Below are 22,735 nucleotides of genomic sequence, written 5' to 3' on the forward strand. Positions count from 1 at the left end.
GATGGGCTAGTAGTCTTCCAGCAATCATCCAACACATCAGGAGTTGCGTTGTTTTCTTTGATGGATATGTTCTTCGGTAGCTATGCGGGCGATCTCGCCATCGACCTCGGCACCGCCAATACGCTCGTCTCCGTGCGCGGCAAGGGCATCGTCATCCGCGAGCCCTCCGTTGTCGCTATCGACAAGAACGACGAGCGCATCCTGGCAGTCGGCATCGAGGCCAAGCGTATGCTCGGCCGCACGCCCGGCAACATCGTGGCCGTTCGCCCCCTTAAGGACGGCGTCATCGCCGACTTCGATGTCACCGAGGCCATGCTTCGGTACTTTATCGACAAGGCTTCCGAGAAGCGCTATCCGTGGACTCCGCGTCCGCGCGTCGTCGTCTGCGTTCCCTCCGGCGTCACGTCGGTCGAGAAGCGAGCCGTCTTTGAGGCTACGATCCAGGCCGGCGCTCGCCAGGCCTACCTGATCGAGGAGCCCATGGCGGCTGCCATCGGCGCCGACTTACCCGTCGAGGAGCCCACGGGCTCCATGGTCATCGATATCGGCGGCGGCACCACCGAGGTCGCCGTTATCGCTATGGGCGGTATTGTCGTGTCGCAGTCCATCCGCATTGCCGGCGACGAGTTCGACCAGGCTATCCTCACCCATGTTCGCGATGCCTACAACCTGGCTATCGGCGAGCGCACGGCCGAGGACATCAAGATCAAGGTCGGCTCCGCCGTGCCGCTCAAGGATGAGCTCGACGTCGAGGTCAACGGACGCGACGTTATCACGGGTCTGCCCAAGACCGTGCGTATCGAGAGCGAGGAGATACGTCGCGCGCTTAACAAGCCGCTCGACGAGATGGCCAAGGCCGTCAAGGACGCTCTGGACGCCACGCCGCCCGATCTTGCCTCGGACCTTATGTACTACGGCATTCTGCTGACCGGCGGCGGTGCGCTGCTGCGCGGCCTCGACGTGCGCCTGCGCGACGAGACCGGCGTTTCGGTCAACGTCAGTCCCACGGCGCTCGATAACGTCGTAAACGGCTGCGCCCGCGTGCTCGAGGCCAACGCCTTTGACGGTGGCTTCGTCCAGACCAACGCTTAATTTCCAAAAGGTGGATTCCATTTGGCACGATCTTCGGGTTTCTCTCCAAATCTGAATACCAAGCGACAATCAACGGGTATGCGCCCGTTGATTGTTTTCAGCCTGATTTCGGTGTTGCTGCTCACGTTTTATATCCGTGAGGGCGAGGCCGGGCCGATTCATGCCGTGCGCTCGGGTGTGACGACGATTACCTCGCCGGTGCGCTTTGTGGGCTCGGCCATGACGGCTCCCTTCAACGCGATCGGCAACGTGTTCTCCAACCTCACGGCTTCGCAGGAGTCGCTCGACGACCTCAAGAAGCAAAACGAGGTGCTGACCTCTAAGGTCGCCGAGCTTTCCGAGGCTCAAAAGACTGCCGAGCGCCTGGAGGGCCTGGTCGGGCTGCAATCGACCTACAACCTTAAGTCGACCGCTGCCCGCATTGTCGGTGCGTCGGGCGATGCCTGGACCTCGACCGTTACCATCGACAAGGGCTCTGCAGACGGCCTTACCATCAACATGCCCGTGACGAGTTCTGCCGGTGTTATCGGCCAGATTATCGAGGTATCGGCCAAGACCTCTACTGTGCGCCTGATCGGCGACGAGAACTCGGGCGTGTCGGCTATGGTGCAGGATACGCGCGCCCAGGGTATGCTGCAGGGCCAGCCCGATGGCACCCTGCGCCTTGAGTACGTGAGCGTCGACTCCGATGTCAAAGTGGGCGACATCATCGTGACCTCTGGCATTGGCGGCGTGTTCCCCAAGGGCCTGCCGCTCGGCACCGTTTCCTCGGTGGAGAAGTCGGCCAACGATGTGTATTACACCATCGTCGTACGCGCCCAAACCACGGCAGAGAATAATGAGGAGGTGCTCGTCATCACCTCGCTGACCGACGAGCAGTCGGCCTCGGATGAGGATGTGAGCACGGCCAACAGCACGCCGCAGGGCACCTCGCGCAACGCTGCGACCAAGACGAAGGACGGGGGTTCGGACGAGGGCTCCGACTCGTCCGAGACAACCGATTCCGGCTCGAGCGAATAGGGAGGGCGTGTCCATGGATCTACACGAGCAGGGGGCGAGCTCCCGCACGTTTGTGATCGCTGCCATCGTGTGCGTGCTTCTGCAGGCAGGCCTGGCACCGCAGATCTCCATTGCGGGCGGTCGCGTCAACTTCATGATTATCCTGGTGTGCCTGAGTGTGTTCTCAGGCGACCCCACGCGGGCTGTCGTCTGCGGTTTTTGCAGTGGCCTGTTCTATGATCTTTCCGCCGCCGTTCCGGTGGGCGTTATGTCGCTGCTGCTGACGGTGGGCAGTTTTGCCCTGGTGCACAGCGCGGCCGGTCAGACGGGCGGCTCCCCGAGCGCGCGCGGTATTACCGTGGGCGCTTTCGCGCTTGCCATCAACGTGGTTTACAGCATCATCTTGCTGTTTATGGGTCTGGAGACAAGCTTTGTGGTGGCTGTTTTTGGACATGCCCTGCCGTCTTCGATCCTAACGGGTCTGGTTGCCATTCCGTTTTTGCTGTCCGGTGTCGTGCCGCAGTCCGGTTACGGATTCTCCGCACGCGGTGGTCGTCAGGCGGGCATGCGCTTCAAGCCCAAGACCCGCAAACTCAAATAGGGGAGGCCCACAGATGTCTTCCCAGATGACGGTCATCGTCGCCGGTATCGTGCTGGTCGTAGCCATTGTGGTCGCGCTGGTCATCATGCGCCGCGGCGATTCCCGTTTTACCTACGATACGCAGCATGGAACGGCCCCGCGCGCCACCGAGGGCGAGGGCAATACCGCCGCGACCGCCTTCAAGGGTCGCTTCTCCATCCTCACCACCGGCGTGGGGGCGATGTTTGCCGCACTTGCCGTCAAGCTGTGGGGTATGCAGATGGTCTCGTCGGGCTACTACGACAAGCAGGCCAAGAACAACCAGACCCGTACCGTCACCACGCCGGCTGTGCGCGGGCGAATCCTTGATCGCAATGGCGTGGCACTTGTGCAAAACCGTCCCTCGCTTGCCGTCGTCGCCTATCGCGACCTGGCCGATGACACCGTGCTGGTGCGCCATCTTGCCAATGTGCTCGGTATGCCCTATGTTGCGGTGCTGCGCAATATCCAGGACAATTCCGAGGGCGCTCAAAGCCTGCATACCATCGCGACGGACGTGCGCCGCTCCACGGTTGCCTATATCAAGGAGCATGCCGGTGAGTTCCCGGGCGTCAAGATTGCCGAGCGCACCGAGCGCCAGTACCCGTACGGCGAGACGGCCTGTCACATTTTGGGCTACACCGGTACCATCACCTCCGAACAGCTCGAGGCGCAGAATAAGAAGGCTTCGGGCGATAACGATAGCGCAGCCGGTCAGATTACGTACCAGTCGGGCGATATCGTGGGCCAGGCGGGCGTCGAGAGCTACTACGAGAACTTGCTGCAGGGTATTCGCGGCGAGCAGACGGTGAAGGTCGATGCCTCGGGCAACGTGACCGGGCAGGCCGGCGCCGTGCCCGCCAAGGCCGGCTCCGATATTAAGCTCACGCTCGACCTCAAGATTCAGCAAGCCTGCGAGACGGCGCTTGCGGGTGCTATCGAACTCGCCAAGACCACGGGCCACAGCAATGCCGGCAACGGCGCCGTTGTGTGCCTCGATCCCAACAACGGCGAGATTCTGGGCATGGCAAGTGAGCCCAAGTTTGATCCGTCCGTGTTTATCGGTGGTGTCTCCAACGACGTGTGGACCGAGCTCAACGACGACAAGGGTTCGCATCCGCTGCTCAACCGCGCTATTAGCGGCCAGTATATGTCGGCTTCGACCATTAAGCCGCTCTCGGCCTTGGCGGGCCTTGAGTTTGGAACCTATACTTCAACGCAGACGACCAACTGCACGGGCTATTGGACGGGCCTGGGCAAGGCTTGGGGCAAGTATTGCTGGCTGCACTCCGGCCACGGCATCATGACGCTGCAGTCGGGTATCGCCAACTCGTGCGACCCCGTCTTCTACGACATGGGCAAGGCATTTTTCTACAACGACCAGCACCCCGAGGGTCTGCAGGAGGTCTTTCGCCGTTGGGGGCTGGGCAAGACCTGCGGCATTGACTTGCCAAGCGAGGGTGCCGGCCGCATTCCCGATGCCGAATGGAAAGAGTCGTACTTTACCGATGCCTCTGCCGAGGACCGCAAATGGAACGCTGGCGATATGACGAACATCGCCATCGGCCAGGGTGACATCTTGGTGACGCCCCTGCAGATGGCGTGTGCCTATATGGGTCTTGCCAACGGCGGCAAACAGTACGTGCCTCACGTGTTTTTGTCGGCGGTGTCGCGCGATGGCGACGGCGATGCCTATAAGTACAACGGCAAGGGCAAGAAGAAACGCCTGGAGGCCAAGATCAACAGCGATGCCGACTTGGCGCTCGTCCGCAACGGTATGCACGACGTGATCTACACGGCCTCGACGTCGCTGGCCGCCCACTTTAGCAGCCTGACGCCGCAGGTATACGGCAAGTCGGGCACGGGCGAGAAAAGCGGCGAGGACGAATACGCATGGTTTTGCGCCTATGCACCGGCCGATGATCCCAAGTATGTCATTGCGACTGTCCTGGAGCAGGGCGGCGGTGGCTCAGATACCGCGATGCATGTCGTGCGCGACGTGCTCGGCGTGATTTATGACGAGCCCGATACCTCATCGGCTACGGGCGATTCTTCGGTTCGATAGGAGGTTGCGATGGATTTTTCGCCGGCGGACCTGTTCCGCTCAACCAAGACCGGCTCCCGCAGCAGCCTGGACCGCGTTAACAAGCAGCTCTCGGCCTCGCGCGGCACGTTTCGCCAGAAGGTACACATCGGTGTGCTGCTGGCTACCGTCGCGCTCGTTGCCTATGGCGCCATCATCATTTGGTCGGCCTCGCAGTTTAAGGCCGATGCCTCGTTCTCGCGCCACCTGCTGGGAATCGGTATCGGGGCGGTGCTGGCAGTGCTGGTCTGGCGCACCGACCTGCGTGGCATCTCCAATTTCTCGACGGCGTTGCTCGTCATCGACCTGATCGTGATCTTCTCGCCCAAGATTCCGGGCCTGTCCTATACGGGCGGTCTGGGCATGACGGGCTGGATCAAAATTCCCGGTATCGGCCTGACTTTCCAGCCGGTTGAGCTTGCCAAGCTCATCACCATCTTCTTTATCGCCACGCTTGGATCGCAGTATAACGGTCGCATCGATACCGTTCGCGACTACGTCAAGCTCTGCGGCATGCTGTCCATCCCGTTTTTGGCCGTCGTCGCCATGGGCGACCTGGGCTCGGGCCTGGTCGTGCTGGTCTCGGGTGCCATCGTCATCTGCATGAGCGGCGCACGCCGTGAATGGGTGCTGTCGACCTTGGCCCTGCTGGTTGGTTTGATTGCGCTCATCCTGGCGCTTGACTCGGTCTTTGATTCGCTCCTTGGCCACGACGTGCTTATCAAGCAGTATCAGATGAACCGTCTGACAGTCTTCATCGACCCCGACAAAGCCGATTCGGATAATGCCTACAACCTGCAGCAGTCGCTCATTGCCGTCGGGTCGGGTGGCTTCTTTGGTAAGGGCCTGGGCCACGCGACGCAGTCGGTCGGTGGCTTTCTACCCGAGTTTCACACCGACTTCGTCTTCGCCTTCCTGTCCGAGACCTTTGGCTTTTGCGGCTCCTTTTTGCTCCTGTGTCTCTACGTGCTGTTGATCTTCTCGACAATTCGCGTTGCCTTTAAGTGCGAGTCGCTGTTCTTGCGCTTATCGTGCGTGGGTATCGTCGGCATGTGGGCGTTCCAGACCTTCGAGAACATCGGCATGTGCATTGGCATGATGCCGATTACCGGTATTCCGCTGCCGTTTATTAGTTTCGGTTCGTCGTCGATGATGATTCAGTTGCTGACGGTGGGTATCGTACAATCCATATGGCGGCATCGTTCGGGCGCCGCGTAACCGCTGGAGGGGTTTGCCATGAAGATTCCCGTAGATAAGTTGACCAGCGCTTTTAAGATGGGCGCTTCTGTTAAGAAGGATTCCGATACACCGGTGCGTGTCTCGGTTTACCTGGATTCGACTGCGTCCCGCTTTTTGGTCGAGACGGTGCGCGATGCCTTTGTGCCGCAGACGACTTCGGGCATTGTGCGTGTTGATCGCCTGGGGGAGGACCGTATCGTTCCCAAGGCTGATACCGACGTGGTACTGGTGCTCTCGTGTGGTTCCGATCGCTTGGAGCGTGCCGTGCAGGAGCTCGTGATCGCCGGCGCGCCCGTGTGCGTGCTTGCCGAGTCCGCTGTCGAGGTGCCGTTCGTTGAGGAATCTACGCCCATGCTCGGCGTGGTGGCGGCGACCGATAAGACCTATCTGCTCGAGACGCTTGCCCGCTGGATCCTCGATCGTACGGACAAGGAGACGGCTTTTGCCGCCAACTTTGCCTTTATGCGCATCGCGGCGGCAAATCGCATCATTACCTCGTGCGCGCTCACCAACATGGCGACGGGCGCCCTGGTGTTTTTGCCGGGTGCCGACTATCCCGTGATGGCGCTGGCGCAGGTGGGCATGCTCTTTGAGCTGGCGGCCATCTTTGGGCGCCGCATAAAGCCCGAGCGCGGCTACGAGGTCGCGGGCGTGCTCGCCGGCGGTCTGGTGATTCGCGCCGTCACCCGCGCATTGGTGAAGCAGACGCCGCACATCGGCTTTGCTGTTAAGGCGCTCACTGCTGCCGCGGGCACCTATGGCATGGGCCGTGCGCTCGTTTCGCTCTACGAGCGCGATGTCGACTACAGCCGCGCCAACGAGGTAGTCACTGCCACGTTCTCCCGCGTTCGCGATCTGGTGACCACGGTCGCGGGCGCTACCCGTCCTATGGCGTCCTACCAAGATGCATCTGATCTCGCTGCTTAGGGGTTTCTTTTGCGCGTTCCATACCAAGACTGTTTTCATCTGATCGAGCCGCTGCTCGCCAAGGTTGAAAAGCCGAGTCGCTATATCGACCACGAGTGGGGCACGCTCTCAAAGGCCGATGCCGACTATCGCTGCTGCATGATCTATCCGGACGTGTATGAGGTTGGTTTGCCCAACCAGGGCATCGCCATTCTCTACAACATCCTTAATCAGGCCGAGGGCATTTCCTGCGAGCGCGGCTACGTACCGTGGCCAGATATGGGCGATGCCATGCGCGAGGCGGGGATTCCGCTGCTGTCGCTCGAGGGTGCAGCGCCCGTGGCCTCGTTCGACATCGTCGGCATGCACGTGCCGCACGAGATGGCTGTGACGAACTTCCTCGAAGCGCTCGATCTCGCCGGCATTCCGCTGTTGGCTGCCGACCGAACCGAGGACGATCCCATCATCATCGCCGGTGGTCCCTCGGTGTATAACCCCGAGCCGTATGCGGCATTCTTCGATGCCATCCTCATTGGCGAGGGCGAGGAGTCGCTGCTCGAGATCTGCCAGCTGCATCGCCGCTTGCGCGACGAGGGTGTCTCGCGCGCTCAGATTGTCGAGCAGCTCGCGACGGTCGCCGGTACCTATGTGCCGTCCCTGTATGAGGTGCGTCATGACGAGCCCTGCTCGCCGCATGGCTACACCGTGCCGCGCGAGGGGAAGGACGTCCCGCCGGTAGTCTACAAGCGCGTCGTCGAGGACTTTGGTGCCACCAATCCGCTTTCTCAGTCGTGCGTGCCGTATGCGCAGCTCGTCCACGATCGCCTGTCTATCGAGATCCTGCGTGGCTGCGCCCGCGGCTGCCGTTTTTGCCAGGCGGGCATGACGTATCGTCCGGTACGCGAACGCTCGGCCGACCAGATCGTGTCCTCGGTGATCCAGGGCTTGGAAAAGACCGGTTATGACGAGGTGTCGCTGACCTCGCTTTCGACGACCGACCACTCCTGCATCCGCGACGTGCTCGGTAGGCTCAACCGCCGTCTGGAAGATACGGGCATTCGCGTGTCCATTCCCTCGCAGCGCCTGGATTCGTTTGGCGTTGATATGGCCGAGTCGGTTGCCGGCGAAAAGAAGGGCGGCCTGACGTTTGCGCCCGAGGCGGGCAGTCAGCGTATGCGCGACATCATCAACAAGAACGTGACCGAGGAGGACTTGGATCGCGCGTCCAAGGCAGCCTTCGAGGCCGGCTGGAACCGCATGAAGCTCTACTTCATGATGGGCCTTCCCGGCGAGCGCGACGAGGACATCGTGGCTATCGCCAACCTGGCCGATCACGTGCTGGAGCTCGGCCGCTCCGTGGTGCCCAAGGCGCGCCGCGGGTCTATCTCGGTTTCTATCTCTGTTTCGGTGTTCATCCCCAAGGCGGCAACGCCCTTCCAGTGGTGCCCGCAGCTCGATTACGACGACGTCAAGCGCCGTCAGAAGCTGCTCATCACGAGCGTGCGCAACCGCGCCGTTCGCGTACACTACCACGATGCGGAGACCTCGCTTATCGAGGCTGCGCTCTCCCGTGCCGGTCGCGATATGACGCCGGTCATCATCGATGCCTGGCGTGCGGGCTCGCGCTTTGACGCCTGGGTGGAGCACTTCTCGCTTGACAACTGGAAGGAGGCCGCTGCCAAAAACGGCATCGACCTCAACGAGTTGGTCCACCTGCCCTATGAGCTGGACTGGCGCCTGCCCTGGGAGCACGTGAGCCCCGGCTGCACGCGCGGCTTCCTCGAGCGCGAGTACCGCCGTTCGCTTGAGGGCGTCACGACGCCCGACTGCACCCGCACGTCGTGCACCGGCTGCGGAATCTGCCCCACGCTCCACGCCAAGAACGTATTGATGGGTGATCGCGCATGAGTGAGCGCTTGACCGACAACCCCACGCTCTTTAGGCTGCGCGTTCGCTACGGCAAGCGCGATCGCCTTAAGTACCTGGGCCATCTGGAACTGATCCATACCATTGAGCGCATCGTGCGACGTGCGGGCCTGCCCTATGCCGTGACGCAGGGCTTCTCGCCGCATATGCGCGTGGGCTTTTCGTCGGCGCTGCCCGTGGGCACGTCGTCGACCTGCGAGTGGTATGACCTGTTTATGACTGAGTTTGTCGCGCTTGACGAGGCCTTTGAGCGCTTGGCCGCGGCGTCCCCGGCCGATCTGGCGCCTATCGAGGCCGCCTACATCGACGTGCGCACGCCGGCGCTGACGGCTCAGCTTGCGCGTCTGTCGTACCGCATCGACTTGCGCCTTGACCCCGAAGCCCCCGTGAGCGCCGACGAGGTGCGCGCTGCGATCGACACGCTGCGCGCGGGTCATGGCATCGACTACGCGCGCGGCAAAAAGAGCAAGCGTCTTGATCTGGACCATACGCTCGTTGGCTATGAGCTCACGGCGGGGGAGTGTGAGGACCATCTGGTGCTCATGCTCGACACCCATGCCGACAACGAGGGCTCCATGCGTCCGGAGATTTTGCTTTCTGCTGCTGATGTTTTGTTGCAGGGCTTGACCCCGGGCGTCGATGCACCTATTGTTTCCACCGGTATGCAAGACCTCGTGACCATCTGCTCCTACGATGTCGAGCGTCAGAATCAAGCATGCGAGGACGACGAGGGCCGACTCGTCAGCCCCATACCTGTGCGAACTTGTGGATTTGCTCCACATACTCGTTGACGGGGGTATTATCGCCTGCTACTATATTCGGCTGTTGCACTAACTGATGCATGAAGGGCAAGTAAACATGTACGCAATCGTTAACACGGGCGGCAAGCAGTACAAGGTCGCCACCGACGATGTCATCACCGTCGAGAAGATCGAGGGCAATGAGGGCGACAAGGTCACCCTGCCGGTCATCTTCCTCAACGATGGCAAGAAGATCGTCACCGATCCCGACAAGCTGGCCAAGGCCAAGGTTACCGCTCAGATCGTTGAGCAGTTCAAGGGCGAGAAGCAGCTGGTCTTCAAGTTCCACAAGCGTAAGCGCTATCGTCGCCTGAAGGGTCACCGTCAGCAGCTCACCAAGCTGAAGATCGTGAAGGTCCAGGCTACGTCCCGCGCCAAGAAGGCTGTCAAGGCAGAGGCCGAGGCTGTTGCCGAGGCTCCCGTCGCCGAGTAGATTAGACTCGTAACGAAAGAGTAGGTATACACAATGGCACACAAAAAAGGACTCGGTTCCTCCCGTAATGGCCGTGACTCCCGCGGTCAGCGCCTTGGCACGAAGCGCTTCGCCGGCCAGACGGTAACCACGGGCACGATTCTCGTCCGTCAGCACGGCACGCACATCCACCCGGGTGAGAACGTTGGCCGTGGCAAGGACGACACGCTGTTCGCGCTGGTCGACGGTACCGTTGAGTTCCACAAGGGTATCAAGCACAGGGTCAGCGTACGCCCGCTCGCGAACGCGTAATTCACCCTTCATAGAGCACATATGTGGGAGGCACTTGAGTTTTAGGATTCAAGGGTCTCCCTCTTTTTGTAGGAGGCGATTTTGTTGTCACAGTTCACCGATATCAGCCGCATTAACGTGTGCGGCGGCGACGGCGGTGCCGGATGCATGTCGTTTAGGCGCGAGGCCTTTGTCCCCAAGGGTGGCCCCGATGGCGGCGACGGCGGTCGTGGCGGCAATGTCGTCATCCAGGCCGATGCCCAGCTGTCTTCACTGATCGATTACCGCTTTAAGCATCACTTTCGTGCCGAGCGCGGAACGCACGGTCAGGGTGCCCGCCGCAACGGCAAGAGCGGCGAGGACCTGATCCTTAAGGTTCCCATGGGTACCGTGGTGCGCGAGCTCGACCCCGAGACGCAGACCCCGATGTTCGAGATTGCCGATCTTGTGCATGATGGCGAGCGCGTTGTCGTAGCGCCCGGCGGTGCCGGTGGCCTGGGCAATACGCACTTTGTGACGTCGGTGCGCCGCGCGCCTGCGTTCGCCCAGCTGGGCGAACCGGCCGAGGAGCACTGGATTGAGCTCGAGATGAAGCTTATGGCCGATGCCGCGCTCGTGGGCTTCCCCTCGGTGGGCAAGTCTTCACTCATCGCGCGCATGAGTGCCGCCCGTCCCAAGATCGCCGACTATCCGTTTACCACGCTTGTGCCTAATCTGGGTATGGTGCGTGCCGGCGAGTACTCCTATGTTGTCGCCGATGTTCCCGGCCTTATCGAAGGTGCGAGCGAGGGCCGTGGCCTGGGCCATCAGTTCCTGCGACACATCGAGCGCACTGCTTTGATTATGCACGTCGTCGATATGACGGGCGGATTTGAGGATCGCGATCCGGTTGAGGACTATCGCATCATTAACCGTGAGCTCGAGCAGTATGGTGCCGAGCTTTCGGAGCGTCCGCAGATCATCGTTGCCAACAAATGCGATGCGCCGGGCACGGTTGACAAGATTGCCGACCTCAAACGCGCCGCGCTCGACGATGGGCATATGTTCTTTGCCGTGTCTGCGGTGACGGGCGCCGGCCTCAATACGCTGATGCTTGCCGTGGGCGAGCAGGTGGCTCAGCTGCGCGCCGAGTTGGCTGTCTGTGATGAGCCGGTCGATCTGCGCGACGATGAGTGGGAGCGCCGTCGCCTGCAGCGTGAGAAGCGTTTCCGCATTGTTCAGGAAGAGCCCCATGCCTTCCGCGTGGTCGGTCGTGCCATCGAGCGCATGGTTATCCAGACCGATTGGGAAAACGAGGAGGCTGTCATCTACCTGCAGCATAAGTTTGCGCGCATGGGTGTTGACGATGCGCTCGAGAAGGCCGGCTGCCGTGCGGGCGACGAGGTCCGCATTTGCCAGCGCGCCTTTGACTTTGAGGGCGCCGAGGACTTCTCGGAGTTCGAGGAGGAGCTTGATGACGCAGGCGAGGACGTTGCCGTTGAGGTTTTTGACGCAACCGATGCTGCTGACGAGGGTGTCGAGGTTGTCGATGCGGCGGACGTCGCGGACGATGTCGAGACCTCGGAGGGCGAGTAAGTCATGTCGCTGCGCGGTGGAATTGGTCTGCCTGAGCTGCCTATCAAGGGCAGTCAGGAGTTTCGGCTTGGCATTATGGGCGGCACCTTCGACCCGATTCATTACGGGCATTTGGTTACCGCCGAGCAGGCGCGCGAGTCGCTCGACTTGGACGCCGTGCTCTTTATGCCGGCCGGCTCTCCCGCCTTTAAGCTCGACAAACCGGTGACACCTGCCGAGGACCGTTATGCCATGACGGTCCTCGCCACTGCTGCGAATCCGGCTTTTTTGGCGAGCCGTTTCGAGATCGACCGTCCGGGCGTGACCTATACGGCCGATACGCTTCATGCCCTTCGTGACTTTTACCCGTCTCAGGTAAAGCTCTACTTTATTACGGGCGCTGACGCGATTATCGATATTGTGACCTGGCATGATGCCGACCGAATCGCTGAGCTTGCTACCTTTATTGCGGCAACACGACCGGGCTTTGATATCGATACGGCGCGTGCCCGAATCAAAGAGTCGGGACTGCCGTTCGACGTGCGCTATATTCAGATTCCGGCGCTGGCGATCAGCTCGACGAATATTCGTAAGCGAGTTGCTCGCGGTATGAGCGTGCGCTATCTTACGAGCGAGTCCGTGCTCGGCTATATTCGCAAACGCAGATTATATGCCGATTTGGGCCAAGAAGATTTTGAGTGATGGGGGTCTACGTTGTCGGTAGAGGATCAGTTTGAGGGCGATGAGCGCGCGCTGCTCAAGCGCATTCAAGAGCTGCTCGATGTGCGTATGAAGGATAAACGCAAGCGCTATGTGCATTCGCTGGGTGTTGCCGAGACCGCGCTTCATCTGGCCGAGGTCTACGGCGTCGATCGCTTTGATGCCGCTGCCGCCGGTCTGATTCACGACTGGGATAAGGTGCTCTCCGATGACGAGCTCGTGGCTCGCGCGTTGCACTACGGCATCAAGGTTGCCGGCTCTCCTTCCGCCGCGACGCCACTTTTGCATGGCCCTGTTGCCGCCTATGAGCTTCCGCAGCTTTTTCCCGAGCTATCGCCGGCCGTTTTCCAGGCTGTCGACCGTCACACCGTGGGCGCCTGCGACATGACGCCGCTCGATATGGTGGTCTTTGTGGCCGATGCCATCGAGCCCAACCGCCATGGTGATTATGCCCACGCGCTGCGCAAGATGGTGGGGGAGTCGACGCTTGACGAGTTGTTCTTCTCCTGTTTTGCGCAGGGTCTGGTCTACGTAATCCAGTCCGGGCGCTATCTTTATCCCACGGCTATTACGATTTACAACCATTACGCCCAGCTGCGCTAGCTCGGGTGTGTCTAGAAAGAGGTATTCCATGGCCGACGAGATCATGACCGACGAGCAGATTCTTGAAGGTGTGGAGCACAAGAGCTTCGTTGCCACGTCCGACCGCACCGCCGCCTCGCTGTCCGCGAGCGGTGTCGCCGCCGAGGATGTCGCCCGCGCCGCCGCGCAGGCCGCCTACGACAAGAAGGGCGAGGACGTGCAAGTGCTCGATCTGACTGAGCTTTCCGATGTGTGCGACTACTTTGTCCTCGCGACCGGCACCAACAACCGTCAGGTCGATTCGATCGTCGACGAGATCGAGGAGAAGGTCGCCGAGGCTTGTGGTGAGCACCCGTTCTCCATCGAGGGCCGCGAGCAGAAGACCTGGATGCTCATGGACTACGGCTCGGTCGTCGTCCACGTCTTCACCCCCGAGGCCCGCGACTTCTACCGTCTCGAGAAGCTCTGGGGCGACGCTCCCCAGCTCCCCCTCAACCTCCTCTAAATGATTTTTCTGGGACGGGGATAAAAAAATCATTCCTACCGTTCACCGAACCGCTCATCTTTGTTGGGCGGTTCGGTTTTTTCTTTTCCCTCCTTTTGTATGCTGTAGCTATTGCAAACTCGGAAGGGAGAGCTTCGATGACTCGCGTTGCCCGTGTGTTATCCGAACTCGGTCATTATCATGTTATGGTCAAAGGGTGTGCTGACCAGCTGATCTTTGAGGACGATGATGACCGCTACTATTTCCTCAATCTGATGAGTCAGCGTTTTACATCCGACCACATACGGTTGCTTGCTTGGTGTTTGATGGACAATCATGTGCATCTGCTATTTGATGACCCCGATAACCAAATGAGTATTGCGATGCACGCCATAGATACAGCGTATGCTATGCGATTTAATGTGAAGACAGGCAGGCGTGGGCCAGTTTTTCAAGAGCGTTTTAAGAGCGTTGTTATTTCCGATGATGAGCAGCTGCTCCGTTGCGTTCGATACATTCACGATAATCCTGCGAAGGCAGGCATATCTTCTGCACCTATGTATAGGTGGAGTAGCTTCCACGAGTATTTCGGTACGCCTGAAATCTGCGATTGCAGTGATATTGTCGAACTATTTGGTGGTTCGGAGGCGTTTTACCTTACAAGTACAGACGGTAAGCCCAATTCGTATTACTTGCCTGAAGGCAAACACGTTTCCGATATGGATGCTTTGGAAGTCGCACAGGCTCTATTGGCTCCACTTGAGCCCTACCAGCTCAAGACGTTGCCAAAGCAAGAACGGAATCGTCTGTTGGCAATGCTGAAACATCGAGGCTTTACGATTGCCCAGATTTCGCGTATTACGGGAATCGGGACAAATATTATTCAGAGGGCGAAATGAGGCCTGAAATGATTATTTCATCCCCGTCCCAAAATAATCAAAAGCACCGATAGCGCCAGAATGATTTTTTAATCCCCGTCCCAGAAAAATCATTGGGAGGAGAAGCGGGATTGGCGGCCGAAGGATAGGGCGGTGTCGCCGAATTTGTCTCGGACGGCGTCGATGGCGACGGAGAGGTCGCGGCGGTCGCTGGATTGGGCCCCGCGGTCATCGATCTCGCAGAACAGGTCAGTTTGGATACCGCCTTGGTGGTTGAAGTCGCTCATGCCGATACCCGCCAGACGCACGTGCATGCCTTCTTGCCAGATATTGTCGAGCAGCTCGAGCGCTACGGCCACAAAGATATTCTCGTCGTCGGTGGGGTGGGGCAAGCGGCGCTGTGCCGTGCGTCCGCTACCGTAAGAGTATTTGAGCTTGAGCGTTACGGTTCCGCCCGTCAGCCCTTGACGACGTAGGCGGCGCCCAACCGACTCGCCCAGCAGCGCAATCGCCGCCTCGATATCCCCACGCTCAGTCAAATCCTTAGCAAAGGTGCGCTCATTGCTCACCGATTTAACTTCACGTTCCTCGTCTAGGCTGGTGACCTCGGATACTTCGAGCCCCAAAGCACGTTGACGCATGCGCTCGCCATTCACGCCAAAAATTGCAGCTAGGGTGGACTCTGGCGCGCGTGAAAGCTCGCCGAGCGTATAGATGCGCATGCGACGCAGTCGCTCCTCGGCCGAGCGCCCGATTCCGCTCATGGCGGACACGGGCAGCGCGGCCAAAAACCGCTGTTCCGTACCGGGGCGCACAATGGTCAGACCAAACGGCTTGTCGCGCTCGCTTGCGATTTTGGCCACGGTCTTGTTGCACCCAACGCCGATGGAGCACGTCACCCCCAGCGCCGCAACGCGGTCGCTTATACGCCGCGCAACCAGCAGCGGGTCTTCGGGTGCAAAGCGGCCTGGCGTGATATCGATAAAGGCCTCGTCGATGGACACGCGCTCTACGCGCGGGGTCTCGTCGGCGAGAATCGCCATGACCTGCGCGCTCACCTCACGGTAGCGATCAAAGTGTCCGCGCGTCCAAATGGCCTGCGGGCACAGGCGCCGCGCCTCGGCCGAAGCCGTGGCAGAATGCACGCCAAAGCGACGTGCCTCATACGAACACGTGGACACGACGCCGCGTGACTCGGCGTCTCCGCCCACGATGAGTGGCTTTCCGCGCCATTCGGGATGGTCGAGCATCTCCACGCTCGCAAAAAATGCATCGAGGTCCATCAGGCCCACCGCCGGACCCGTCCAGGGCGGCGGCGTGACGCCCGCAGCATCCTCATAACCGTATGTATGTTCGCGTCTTTCCATGTCATGAGTATACCGCGCAGCTCATGTGGGGTGCGTGGATGCGCTTGCAAATCGCGAATTCTTGTCTAAGATATGGATTTGCCCTCGACTACACCGAAGAAGTTGGTCTCACGGACTTCACCTGCCCGCGTCGATGGCGTATTATGTTCAACTGTTTGTTTGTAGTTGCAGCCTAAAGCTGCTTGGTTGGAGGAGTTTCCTTTGGCAGTCAAGATTCGCCTTGCTCGTCACGGCGCTAAGAAGCGTCCGTACTACCGTGTCGTCGTCGCCGATTCCCGCGCCCCGCGTGACGGTCGTATCATCGAGGAGGTTGGCCGCTACAACCCGATGACCGCCCCCAAGACCATCAACCTCGACCTCGAGAAGATTGCTGACTGGCAGTCCAAGGGCGCTCAGCTCACCGACGCCGTCGCCGCTCTGGTCAAGGCCGCCAACGAGGGTGAGAAGACCGAGACCGTCGTCAAGAAGTCCAAGAAGCAGCTCGCCAAAGAGGCCGAGGCCGCTAAGGCTGCCGCTGAGGCCGCTGAGGGCGCCGAGGAGTAAATCGTGCCTGAGGTTGACGCTGCACAGCTCGAGGGTGAGGCAATGCTCTCAGATCGCATCGCCGATCTCGTCGAATATCTCGTTGTTCAGATCGTCGACGACCCGGATTCCGTGAGCCTCGAGGTCATCGATGGTGACGACGCCTCTACGATTGAGGTTTCGGTTGCCGAGGATGACGTCGCTAAGGTCATCGGCCGTCGTGGCCGTACCATCAAGGCCATTCGCACGCTCGCCCGTGCACTGGCCGCTCGCCTCGACACCGCTGTCGAGGTAGAGGTTCTGGGCTAGGACTTTGAGGTCCCAGTACAAAAACATCGCCCGTGTGGTCAAGCCGCACGGAAGGAAGGGGGAGGTCCTCGCGCAGCCGCTGCGGGGGCTTCCTTCTGTATTGGAGCCGGGTATGCGCGTCGCCCTGACGCCGCCGGCGCTCAAGCGCGACCGCTTTTGCACGGTCGTGTCCGTCACCGATGCGGGCGATGGCGATCTGGTCTCGTTTGAGGGCATAGACGACTTGACGGCCGCCGAGGGCATCACCGGATGCTATGTGCTGGCCAATCGTGACGACTTTGAGCTCGATTCGCTCGACGCAGCCTATACCGACCTCATGGGTCGCGAGGTGTTCGACGAGCGTTTTGGCTCGCTCGGCACGATTGTTGAGATTATGTCGACGCCCGCCAACGATGTTTGGGTTGTCGAGGGTGATCGGTACGGCGAGGTACTGATTCCCGTGATCGAGCAGGTTGTGCTCGATCTTCCCGACACAGGAACAATTTCCGTCCACGTTATGGACGGCTTGATTGATATGGACAAGTAGGGAGGACAGCATGCTGATTGAGACCCTTTCGGTCTTTCCCGAGATGTTTGAGCCCGTCATGTCCACGTCGATTTTGGGCCGTGCCCGCAAGGCCGGCCTTTTTGATTTTAAGGCGTATAACCTGCGCGACTGGACGCACGACCGCCATCGCACCGTCGATGACGAGCCATACGGCGGCGGGCAGGGCATGCTCATGAAGGTCGAGCCTATTGCTGAGGCAATCGATGCCATCAGCTCCGAGGGTCCCAAGCCCACCGTGGTGTTCTTCACCCCCTGCGGCGAGCCCTTTACGCAGCATGTGGCCGAGCGCCTGCTCAAAAGCGAGCGCCTGCTGTTTGTGTGCAGCCGTTACGAGGGCGTCGACGAGCGCGCATATGCGTATGCCGACGAGCGCCTGTCGATCGGCGACTACGTGCTCACGGGCGGCGAGCTGCCCGCTATGGTCGTGGCCGATGCCGTCGTACGGCTCATTCCCGGAGCCTTGGGCGACGAGATGAGCAACGTGGACGAGTCCTTCTCGACCGCTGAGGACGGCGGCCTGCTCGAGTACGCGCAGTACACCCGTCCCGCCGAGTTCAACGGCGAGGGCGTGCCTCCAGTGCTCGTAAGCGGCGACCACGCCAAGGTCGATGCCTGGCGTCGCAAAAACGCCATCGAGCGTACCTGTCGTTGGCGTCCCGATCTTATCGAGACGGCTCGCCTTACGGCCGAGGAGCGCGCATACGCGCAGGAGATTCTGGACGCTTCCTATTCGCAGAGCGAGGAGTGAGAATGGTTCCATCGCAGCATTCTGCCCTGAGGGGCGCCTTTGAGTGGATCGTGGTCGTCGCGATTGCACTGGTCGCCACCTTCTTGATTCGCTCGTTTGTGGTCGAGCCCTTTGTGGTGCCCACCGGCTCCATGGAGTCCACGATCGAGATTGGCGATCAGATTCTGGCGCAGAAGGTGACGCTCGAACTCGGACGGCCCGTCAAACAGGGCGATATCGTGGTGTTCCACAACCCCGATGCTACGTCCGAGCACGACGTGCTGGTAAAGCGCGTCATCGCCACGGCCGGCCAGACGGTCGACCTGCGGGACGGCAAGGTCGTCGTCGACGGCCAGGCGCTCGATGAGGACTATACGACCGGTATGAGCTGGCCGCTCTCGGTCCAGGCTCCCGGGGCTCAGGTAAGCTATCCCTACACCGTTCCCGACGGGTGCGTGTGGGTGATGGGCGACAACCGCGAAAACTCCGCTGACTCGCGCTACTTTGGTCCCGTTGATCGCTCTGATTTGATCGCCGTGTCGCTCGTGCGTTACTGGCCGCTCAACCGTATCGGCGCTATCGACTAAAAACCGCTATAGTACAGTACCTAACCGTGTAATCGTTTCGACGAGGGGATATTAGAGGCATGAACGCTTCATCGCTTTCCTTCCAAGACATCATCCTGCGCCTCCAGCAGTACTGGGGCGAGCAGGGCTGCGTCATTATGCAGCCCTATGACTCCGAGGTCGGTGCCGGTACCTTCCATACCGCGACCACGCTGCGCTCGCTCGGTCCCGCCGAGTGGCGCACCTGCTATGCACAGCCCTGCCGCCGTCCCGCCGACGGCCGCTACGGCGAGAACCCCAACCGCATGCAGCACTACTATCAGTTCCAGGTGCTCATCAAGCCTTCGCCGGTCAACGCCCAGGAGCTCTATCTGGGATCTCTTGCCGCTATCGGTCTGGACCCCAACGACCATGACGTCCGCTTTGTCGAGGACGACTGGGAGAGCCCGACGCTCGGCGCCTGGGGTCTTGGCTGGGAGGTCTGGCTCAACGGCATGGAGGTCACGCAGTTTACGTACTTCCAGCAGGTGGGCGGCATCGAGGTCGACCCCGTGCCCGTCGAGATCACCTATGGCCTGGAGCGTATCGCCATGTACGCCCAGGGCGTCAACTCGGTCTACGACCTGGTGTGGAGCTATCTGCCCGACGGCACGCCCATGACCTACGGCGACGTGTTCCTGGAGAACGAGCGCGAGTTCAGCGCTTACAACTTTGAGGTCGCCAACGTCGAGATGATGCGTCAGAAGTTTGACGACTACGAGGCCGAGTGCCACTCCTGCCTGGAGCGCAAGCTGCCGCTGCCGGCATATGACTGCGTCATGAAGTGCAGCCATGCCTTCAACCTGCTCGATGCCCGCGGTGCGCTGTCCGCAGTCGAGCGCGCCAACTACATCCTGCGTGTTCGCGCCGTCGCCAAGGCGTGCTGCGAGGCCTATATGGCCGAGGTCGCCGGAGTCAACGAGAATGCCGACCAGGAAGGCGAGGTGGCGTAAGCCATGGCAGACGCTAAGGATTTCCTGTTTGAGATCGGTACGGAGGAAATGCCCTCTGCACCGTTGAACAATGCCGTCAAGCAGCTTGGCACCATGATCGCCAGGGGTCTCGACGAGGCCGGTCTGGCCCACGGCGAGGTCCGCGTGATCTCGAGCCCGCGTCGCCTGGCTGCGCTCGTTGCCGACGTCGCCACCGCTACCGATGAGGTTCACGAGGTCAAGCGTGGCCCCGCGGCCAACATCGCCTTCGACGCCGACGGTAACGCCACCAAGGCCGCCCAGGGCTTCGCCCGCAAGTGCGGTGTGGCTGCCGAGGATCTGGCCCGTCGCGAGGATACCGACGGCCGTGAGTACGTCTTTGCCGAGAAGAACATTCCTTCCGCCCCGGCCACCCCGATCCTGACGGCCCTGTGCGAGAAGACCATCGCCGGCCTGCAGTGGCCCAACTACCGTAGTCAGCGCTGGGGCCACGAGCACGCCACGTTCGTGCGTCCGGTTCGCTGGATCTGCTGCCTTCTGGGCGAGGACGTCGTGCCCGTGTCGTTTGCCGACGTGACGAGCGGCAACACCACGCGCGGTCATCGCGTCCTGGGCCCCGGTGACCATGTGGTCGCCAGCCCCGACATCTACGAGCAGGTGCTCGAGGATGCCGGCGTGCTCTCCGCCGAGCGCCGTCGCGAGGCCATCCTTGCCGGTATCGCCGAGGTCGAGGCTGCCCGTCCTGGCTGCCACGTCGATACGCCCAAGAAGGTCTTTGAGGAGGTCATCAACCTCTGCGAGTGGCCGACGGTCCTCGTCGGAACCTTCGACGAGGAGTTCCTCAAGGTTCCGCACGAGATCATCTGCGAGTCCATGCTCACCAACCAGCGCTACTTCCCGATTTATGACGGCGAGGGCAAGCTGACGCGTGAGTTCGTGGTCGTTTCCAACAGCAAGCCTGAGAATGCCGAGCGCGTGATCGACGGCAACGAGCGCGTCGTGCGCGCCCGCCTGGACGACGCCAAGTTCTTCTACGAGGAGGATCTCAAGATCTCCCTCGATGAGTTCCGTGAGCGTCTGGCCAAGGTCGCCTTCCAGGAGAAGCTCGGCAGCGTGCTCGCCAAGTCTGAGCGCATTGAGCAGCTCGCGCTCGCTATTGCCCGCGAGGCTCACCTGGGCGCCCACCTGGCTGCCGATGCCGGCCGCGCCGCTCACCTGTGCAAGGCCGACCTGGTGTCCAACGCCGTCGTCGAGTTCACGAGCCAGCAGGGTGTGATGGGCGGTTACTACGCCATCGCGATGGGGGAGAACGAAGAGGTCGCTCACGCTATCCGCGATCACTATCGTCCCCGCTTTGCCGGCGACGAGCTGCCCGAGGGCACCGCTGGCTGCATCGTGGCCTGCGCCGACAAGCTCGATACCATTGCCGGCATCTTTGCCATCGGCGAGCCCCCGACCGGCTCTTCCGACCCGTACGCGCTGCGTCGTGCCGCCATCGGCATCATCAACATCCTGCGCGACCGTCTGCCGATCGACCCCACGTCGCTCATCGACTTTGCGCTCGAGCTCTATAGCGAGCAGGGCATTGAGTTCGACGCCACCGAGGTCGCCCAGCAGGTCCGTGACTTCTTCCACGGTCGTCTGGTGAGCATGGCCCGCGACGAGAAGATTCCGGCCGATACCGTCGCTGCCGTCTCCGCGGTGCACATCATCGCTCCGTCCGTCTTCTTCGCCCGCTGCGCCGCGCTCGACGAGGCCCGCAAGAACGATGCCGAGACCTTCGACAACCTGGCTACTGCCTATGCCCGCGCCGCGCACATCTCCAAGTCCGAGCTGGGTGTGGAGTACGACCGCAGCCTGATGGGCGAGGCCGAGCTCGCGCTTGCCGCTGCCTCCGAGGCCGCTCAGACCGCCGTCGATGCCGCTCTCGCCGCCGAGGATTATCCTGCCGCGTTTGCCGCTCTGGCCGCCCTGCGTGCCCCCATCGACCGTTTCTTTGACGAGGTTATGGTCATGGACAAGGATGAACAGCTCCGCGATAATCGCCTTAAGCTGCTCAACCGTTTCGAGGCCGTTTTCTCCGGCATCGCCAACATCGGTGAGCTTGCCCGCAAAAAGTAAGCCAGTCTGCGCATAAGCGCAAAAGGAGCCCCGCATGGATTGCCCGGTCACCGCTCGTCCCACCGTTATCGTTATCTCCGACTCGCTCGGTGATACCGCTTGTGAGGTGGTGCTTGCGGCGTCCGGGCAATTTGATGAAGGGGCTTTTCGTGTTTTACGTCTGTCCAAGGTGACCTCGGTGGAGCAGGCCAGGTCGTTTGTGGGCCCGCGAGTCGATGCCGACCATCGTGATATCGCCGTGTTCCACACCATCGTCGACTCGGCGCTTCGTGCTCGCGTGCTCGACTACTTGGGCATGCTGCACATTCGCTCGGTCGACCTGATCGGCCCGACGCTTGCGGTGCTGTCGTCGCTTATTGGCGTGTCGCCAAAAGGAGTGGCGGGTGTGATCCATAAGACCGATGACAGGTATTTCCACCGCATCGAGGCCATGGAATATTTTGTCGAGCACGATGACGGGCGTGGCTGCGACGAGCTGTCGGGTGCCGATATCGTGCTGCTGGGCGTGTCGCGCACATCCAAGACGCCGCTGTCGATGTATTTGGCCTATCAGGGCTACAAGGTCGCCAACGTGCCGTTGGCGCACGGTATGGAGCCGCCTAAGTCGATTTACGAGGTCGACCCGATGCGTCTTTTCGGTCTGATTTCGACCGTCGATGTGATTTCCGAGATTCGCGATAGCCGCCTGGGCGACGACTATGCCCGTGCCGTTGCCGGCTCCTATGCCGAGCCCGAGAGTGTGCGTAGTGAGCTCGAGGAGGCTCGTGCCCTCATGAAACGTCTGGGTTGCTTTGTGGTGCGCACCGACGGTAAGGCGATTGAGGAGAGTGCCTCCGAGATCATCGCTCACCTCGAAGAGATTCAAGAGGCAAGAGCCCGCCGTGCCGCCCGCCGCGCTCAACAAAAGTAGCTAATTTGGGACGGGGCTATTTTAGCTACCCATAATCCGGATACGGCTTGGGGCCGAACGCTCGTGTGGGGTAGCTAAAATAGCCCCGTCCCAAATTAGCTACCCAAAGA

At 60.8% G+C, this 22,735-nt stretch carries 24 protein-coding genes; 23 read left to right on the forward strand and 1 reads right to left on the reverse strand.

Translation table 11 applies throughout. The features are described from left to right. Positions 1 to 60: 60 nt before the first annotated feature. From GT495_RS02085 to GT495_RS02155, 15 genes are all read left to right on the forward strand, one after another. On the forward strand, positions 61 to 1,092 hold the full coding sequence (locus GT495_RS02085; RefSeq protein ID WP_006236061.1) for a rod shape-determining protein: 1,032 nt from the start codon (positions 61 to 63) through the stop codon (positions 1,090 to 1,092). A 78-nt stretch (positions 1,093 to 1,170) separates the two neighbouring features. Further along, positions 1,171 to 2,112, forward strand: a complete 942-nt coding sequence (gene mreC, locus GT495_RS02090; protein ID WP_161161318.1) for a rod shape-determining protein MreC — start codon at positions 1,171 to 1,173, stop codon at positions 2,110 to 2,112. Between the two features lie 13 nt (positions 2,113 to 2,125). Then, a complete protein-coding gene (locus GT495_RS02095) occupies positions 2,126 to 2,692 on the forward strand; it encodes a hypothetical protein (protein ID WP_152073877.1) in 567 nt (188 codons plus the stop codon). A gap of 13 nt (positions 2,693 to 2,705) precedes the next feature. Then, the gene (gene mrdA / locus GT495_RS02100; RefSeq protein WP_161161319.1) at positions 2,706 to 4,775 is read left to right on the forward strand and encodes a penicillin-binding protein 2; all 2,070 of its coding nucleotides are present in this window, start codon (positions 2,706 to 2,708) and stop codon (positions 4,773 to 4,775) included. A gap of 9 nt (positions 4,776 to 4,784) precedes the next feature. Continuing rightward, positions 4,785 to 6,011, forward strand: coding sequence for an FtsW/RodA/SpoVE family cell cycle protein (locus GT495_RS02105; RefSeq protein WP_152073875.1), 1,227 nt, complete (start codon positions 4,785 to 4,787; stop codon positions 6,009 to 6,011). Positions 6,012 to 6,029: 18 nt separating this feature from the next. Then, positions 6,030 to 6,959, forward strand: coding sequence for a YcjF family protein (locus GT495_RS02110; protein WP_161161320.1), 930 nt, complete (start codon positions 6,030 to 6,032; stop codon positions 6,957 to 6,959). A 9-nt stretch (positions 6,960 to 6,968) separates the two neighbouring features. Continuing rightward, entirely contained in the window at positions 6,969 to 8,846 is a 1,878-nt protein-coding gene (locus tag GT495_RS02115) for a TIGR03960 family B12-binding radical SAM protein (RefSeq protein WP_161161321.1), read from the forward strand. Next, positions 8,843 to 9,655 (forward strand): TIGR03936 family radical SAM-associated protein, encoded by an 813-nt coding sequence (locus tag GT495_RS02120; RefSeq protein WP_161161322.1) that lies wholly within the window; start codon positions 8,843 to 8,845, stop codon positions 9,653 to 9,655. Before GT495_RS02115 ends, GT495_RS02120 begins: the two co-directional genes overlap by 4 nt. Positions 9,656 to 9,722: 67 nt before the next feature. Then, positions 9,723 to 10,097, forward strand: coding sequence for a 50S ribosomal protein L21 (gene rplU / locus GT495_RS02125; RefSeq protein WP_035138585.1), 375 nt, complete (start codon positions 9,723 to 9,725; stop codon positions 10,095 to 10,097). 33 nt (positions 10,098 to 10,130) lie between these two features. Further along, complete coding sequence (rpmA, locus tag GT495_RS02130; RefSeq protein ID WP_089573443.1) at positions 10,131 to 10,388, forward strand: 50S ribosomal protein L27; 258 nt, start codon at positions 10,131 to 10,133, stop codon at positions 10,386 to 10,388. Between the two features lie 84 nt (positions 10,389 to 10,472). Beyond that, complete coding sequence (gene obgE, locus GT495_RS02135; RefSeq protein ID WP_192924096.1) at positions 10,473 to 11,942, forward strand: GTPase ObgE; 1,470 nt, start codon at positions 10,473 to 10,475, stop codon at positions 11,940 to 11,942. Positions 11,943 to 11,945: 3 nt separating this feature from the next. Further along, the gene (gene nadD / locus GT495_RS02140) at positions 11,946 to 12,623 is read left to right on the forward strand and encodes a nicotinate-nucleotide adenylyltransferase (RefSeq protein WP_161161324.1); all 678 of its coding nucleotides are present in this window, start codon (positions 11,946 to 11,948) and stop codon (positions 12,621 to 12,623) included. A gap of 87 nt (positions 12,624 to 12,710) precedes the next feature. Then, a complete protein-coding gene (gene yqeK / locus GT495_RS02145) occupies positions 12,711 to 13,244 on the forward strand; it encodes a bis(5'-nucleosyl)-tetraphosphatase (symmetrical) YqeK (protein ID WP_192924102.1) in 534 nt (177 codons plus the stop codon). Between the two features lie 28 nt (positions 13,245 to 13,272). Then, positions 13,273 to 13,728: a ribosome silencing factor gene (rsfS, locus tag GT495_RS02150; RefSeq protein ID WP_161161325.1), complete on the forward strand. Its 456-nt coding sequence runs from the start codon at positions 13,273 to 13,275 to the stop codon at positions 13,726 to 13,728. 137 nt (positions 13,729 to 13,865) lie between these two features. Further along, positions 13,866 to 14,606: a transposase gene (locus GT495_RS02155; RefSeq protein ID WP_156600802.1), complete on the forward strand. Its 741-nt coding sequence runs from the start codon at positions 13,866 to 13,868 to the stop codon at positions 14,604 to 14,606. 89 nt (positions 14,607 to 14,695) lie between these two features. Here GT495_RS02155 and dinB read toward each other — a convergent pair whose 3' ends face one another. Further along, on the reverse strand, positions 14,696 to 15,952 hold the full coding sequence (gene dinB, locus GT495_RS02160; protein WP_161161326.1) for a DNA polymerase IV: 1,257 nt from the start codon (positions 15,950 to 15,952) through the stop codon (positions 14,696 to 14,698). A gap of 201 nt (positions 15,953 to 16,153) precedes the next feature. Here dinB and rpsP point away from each other — a divergent pair, with 201 nt between their 5' ends. From rpsP to GT495_RS02200, 8 genes are read left to right on the forward strand one after another with little or no spacing between them, the layout of a single operon-like run. Next, entirely contained in the window at positions 16,154 to 16,495 is a 342-nt protein-coding gene (rpsP, locus tag GT495_RS02165; RefSeq protein ID WP_022094749.1) for a 30S ribosomal protein S16, read from the forward strand. A gap of 42 nt (positions 16,496 to 16,537) precedes the next feature. Continuing rightward, the gene (locus GT495_RS02170) at positions 16,538 to 16,783 is read left to right on the forward strand and encodes a KH domain-containing protein (protein WP_171021534.1); all 246 of its coding nucleotides are present in this window, start codon (positions 16,538 to 16,540) and stop codon (positions 16,781 to 16,783) included. Between the two features lie 34 nt (positions 16,784 to 16,817). Continuing rightward, positions 16,818 to 17,309, forward strand: a complete 492-nt coding sequence (gene rimM / locus GT495_RS02175; protein ID WP_370457568.1) for a ribosome maturation factor RimM — start codon at positions 16,818 to 16,820, stop codon at positions 17,307 to 17,309. 10 nt (positions 17,310 to 17,319) lie between these two features. Next, positions 17,320 to 18,078, forward strand: a complete 759-nt coding sequence (trmD, locus tag GT495_RS02180) for a tRNA (guanosine(37)-N1)-methyltransferase TrmD (protein ID WP_161161328.1) — start codon at positions 17,320 to 17,322, stop codon at positions 18,076 to 18,078. 2 nt (positions 18,079 to 18,080) lie between these two features. Beyond that, positions 18,081 to 18,644, forward strand: a complete 564-nt coding sequence (lepB, locus tag GT495_RS02185; RefSeq protein WP_161161329.1) for a signal peptidase I — start codon at positions 18,081 to 18,083, stop codon at positions 18,642 to 18,644. A gap of 59 nt (positions 18,645 to 18,703) precedes the next feature. Further along, on the forward strand, positions 18,704 to 19,615 hold the full coding sequence (locus GT495_RS02190) for a glycine--tRNA ligase subunit alpha (RefSeq protein WP_006236091.1): 912 nt from the start codon (positions 18,704 to 18,706) through the stop codon (positions 19,613 to 19,615). A 3-nt stretch (positions 19,616 to 19,618) separates the two neighbouring features. Continuing rightward, a complete protein-coding gene (gene glyS / locus GT495_RS02195) occupies positions 19,619 to 21,715 on the forward strand; it encodes a glycine--tRNA ligase subunit beta (protein ID WP_161161330.1) in 2,097 nt (698 codons plus the stop codon). A 34-nt stretch (positions 21,716 to 21,749) separates the two neighbouring features. Continuing rightward, positions 21,750 to 22,625 (forward strand): pyruvate, water dikinase regulatory protein, encoded by an 876-nt coding sequence (locus GT495_RS02200; protein WP_161161331.1) that lies wholly within the window; start codon positions 21,750 to 21,752, stop codon positions 22,623 to 22,625. Positions 22,626 to 22,735 lie beyond the last annotated feature (110 nt).

Source organism: Collinsella sp. BIOML-A6 (assembly GCF_009875845.1).
Lineage (GTDB): Bacteria > Actinomycetota > Coriobacteriia > Coriobacteriales > Coriobacteriaceae > Collinsella > Collinsella aerofaciens_H.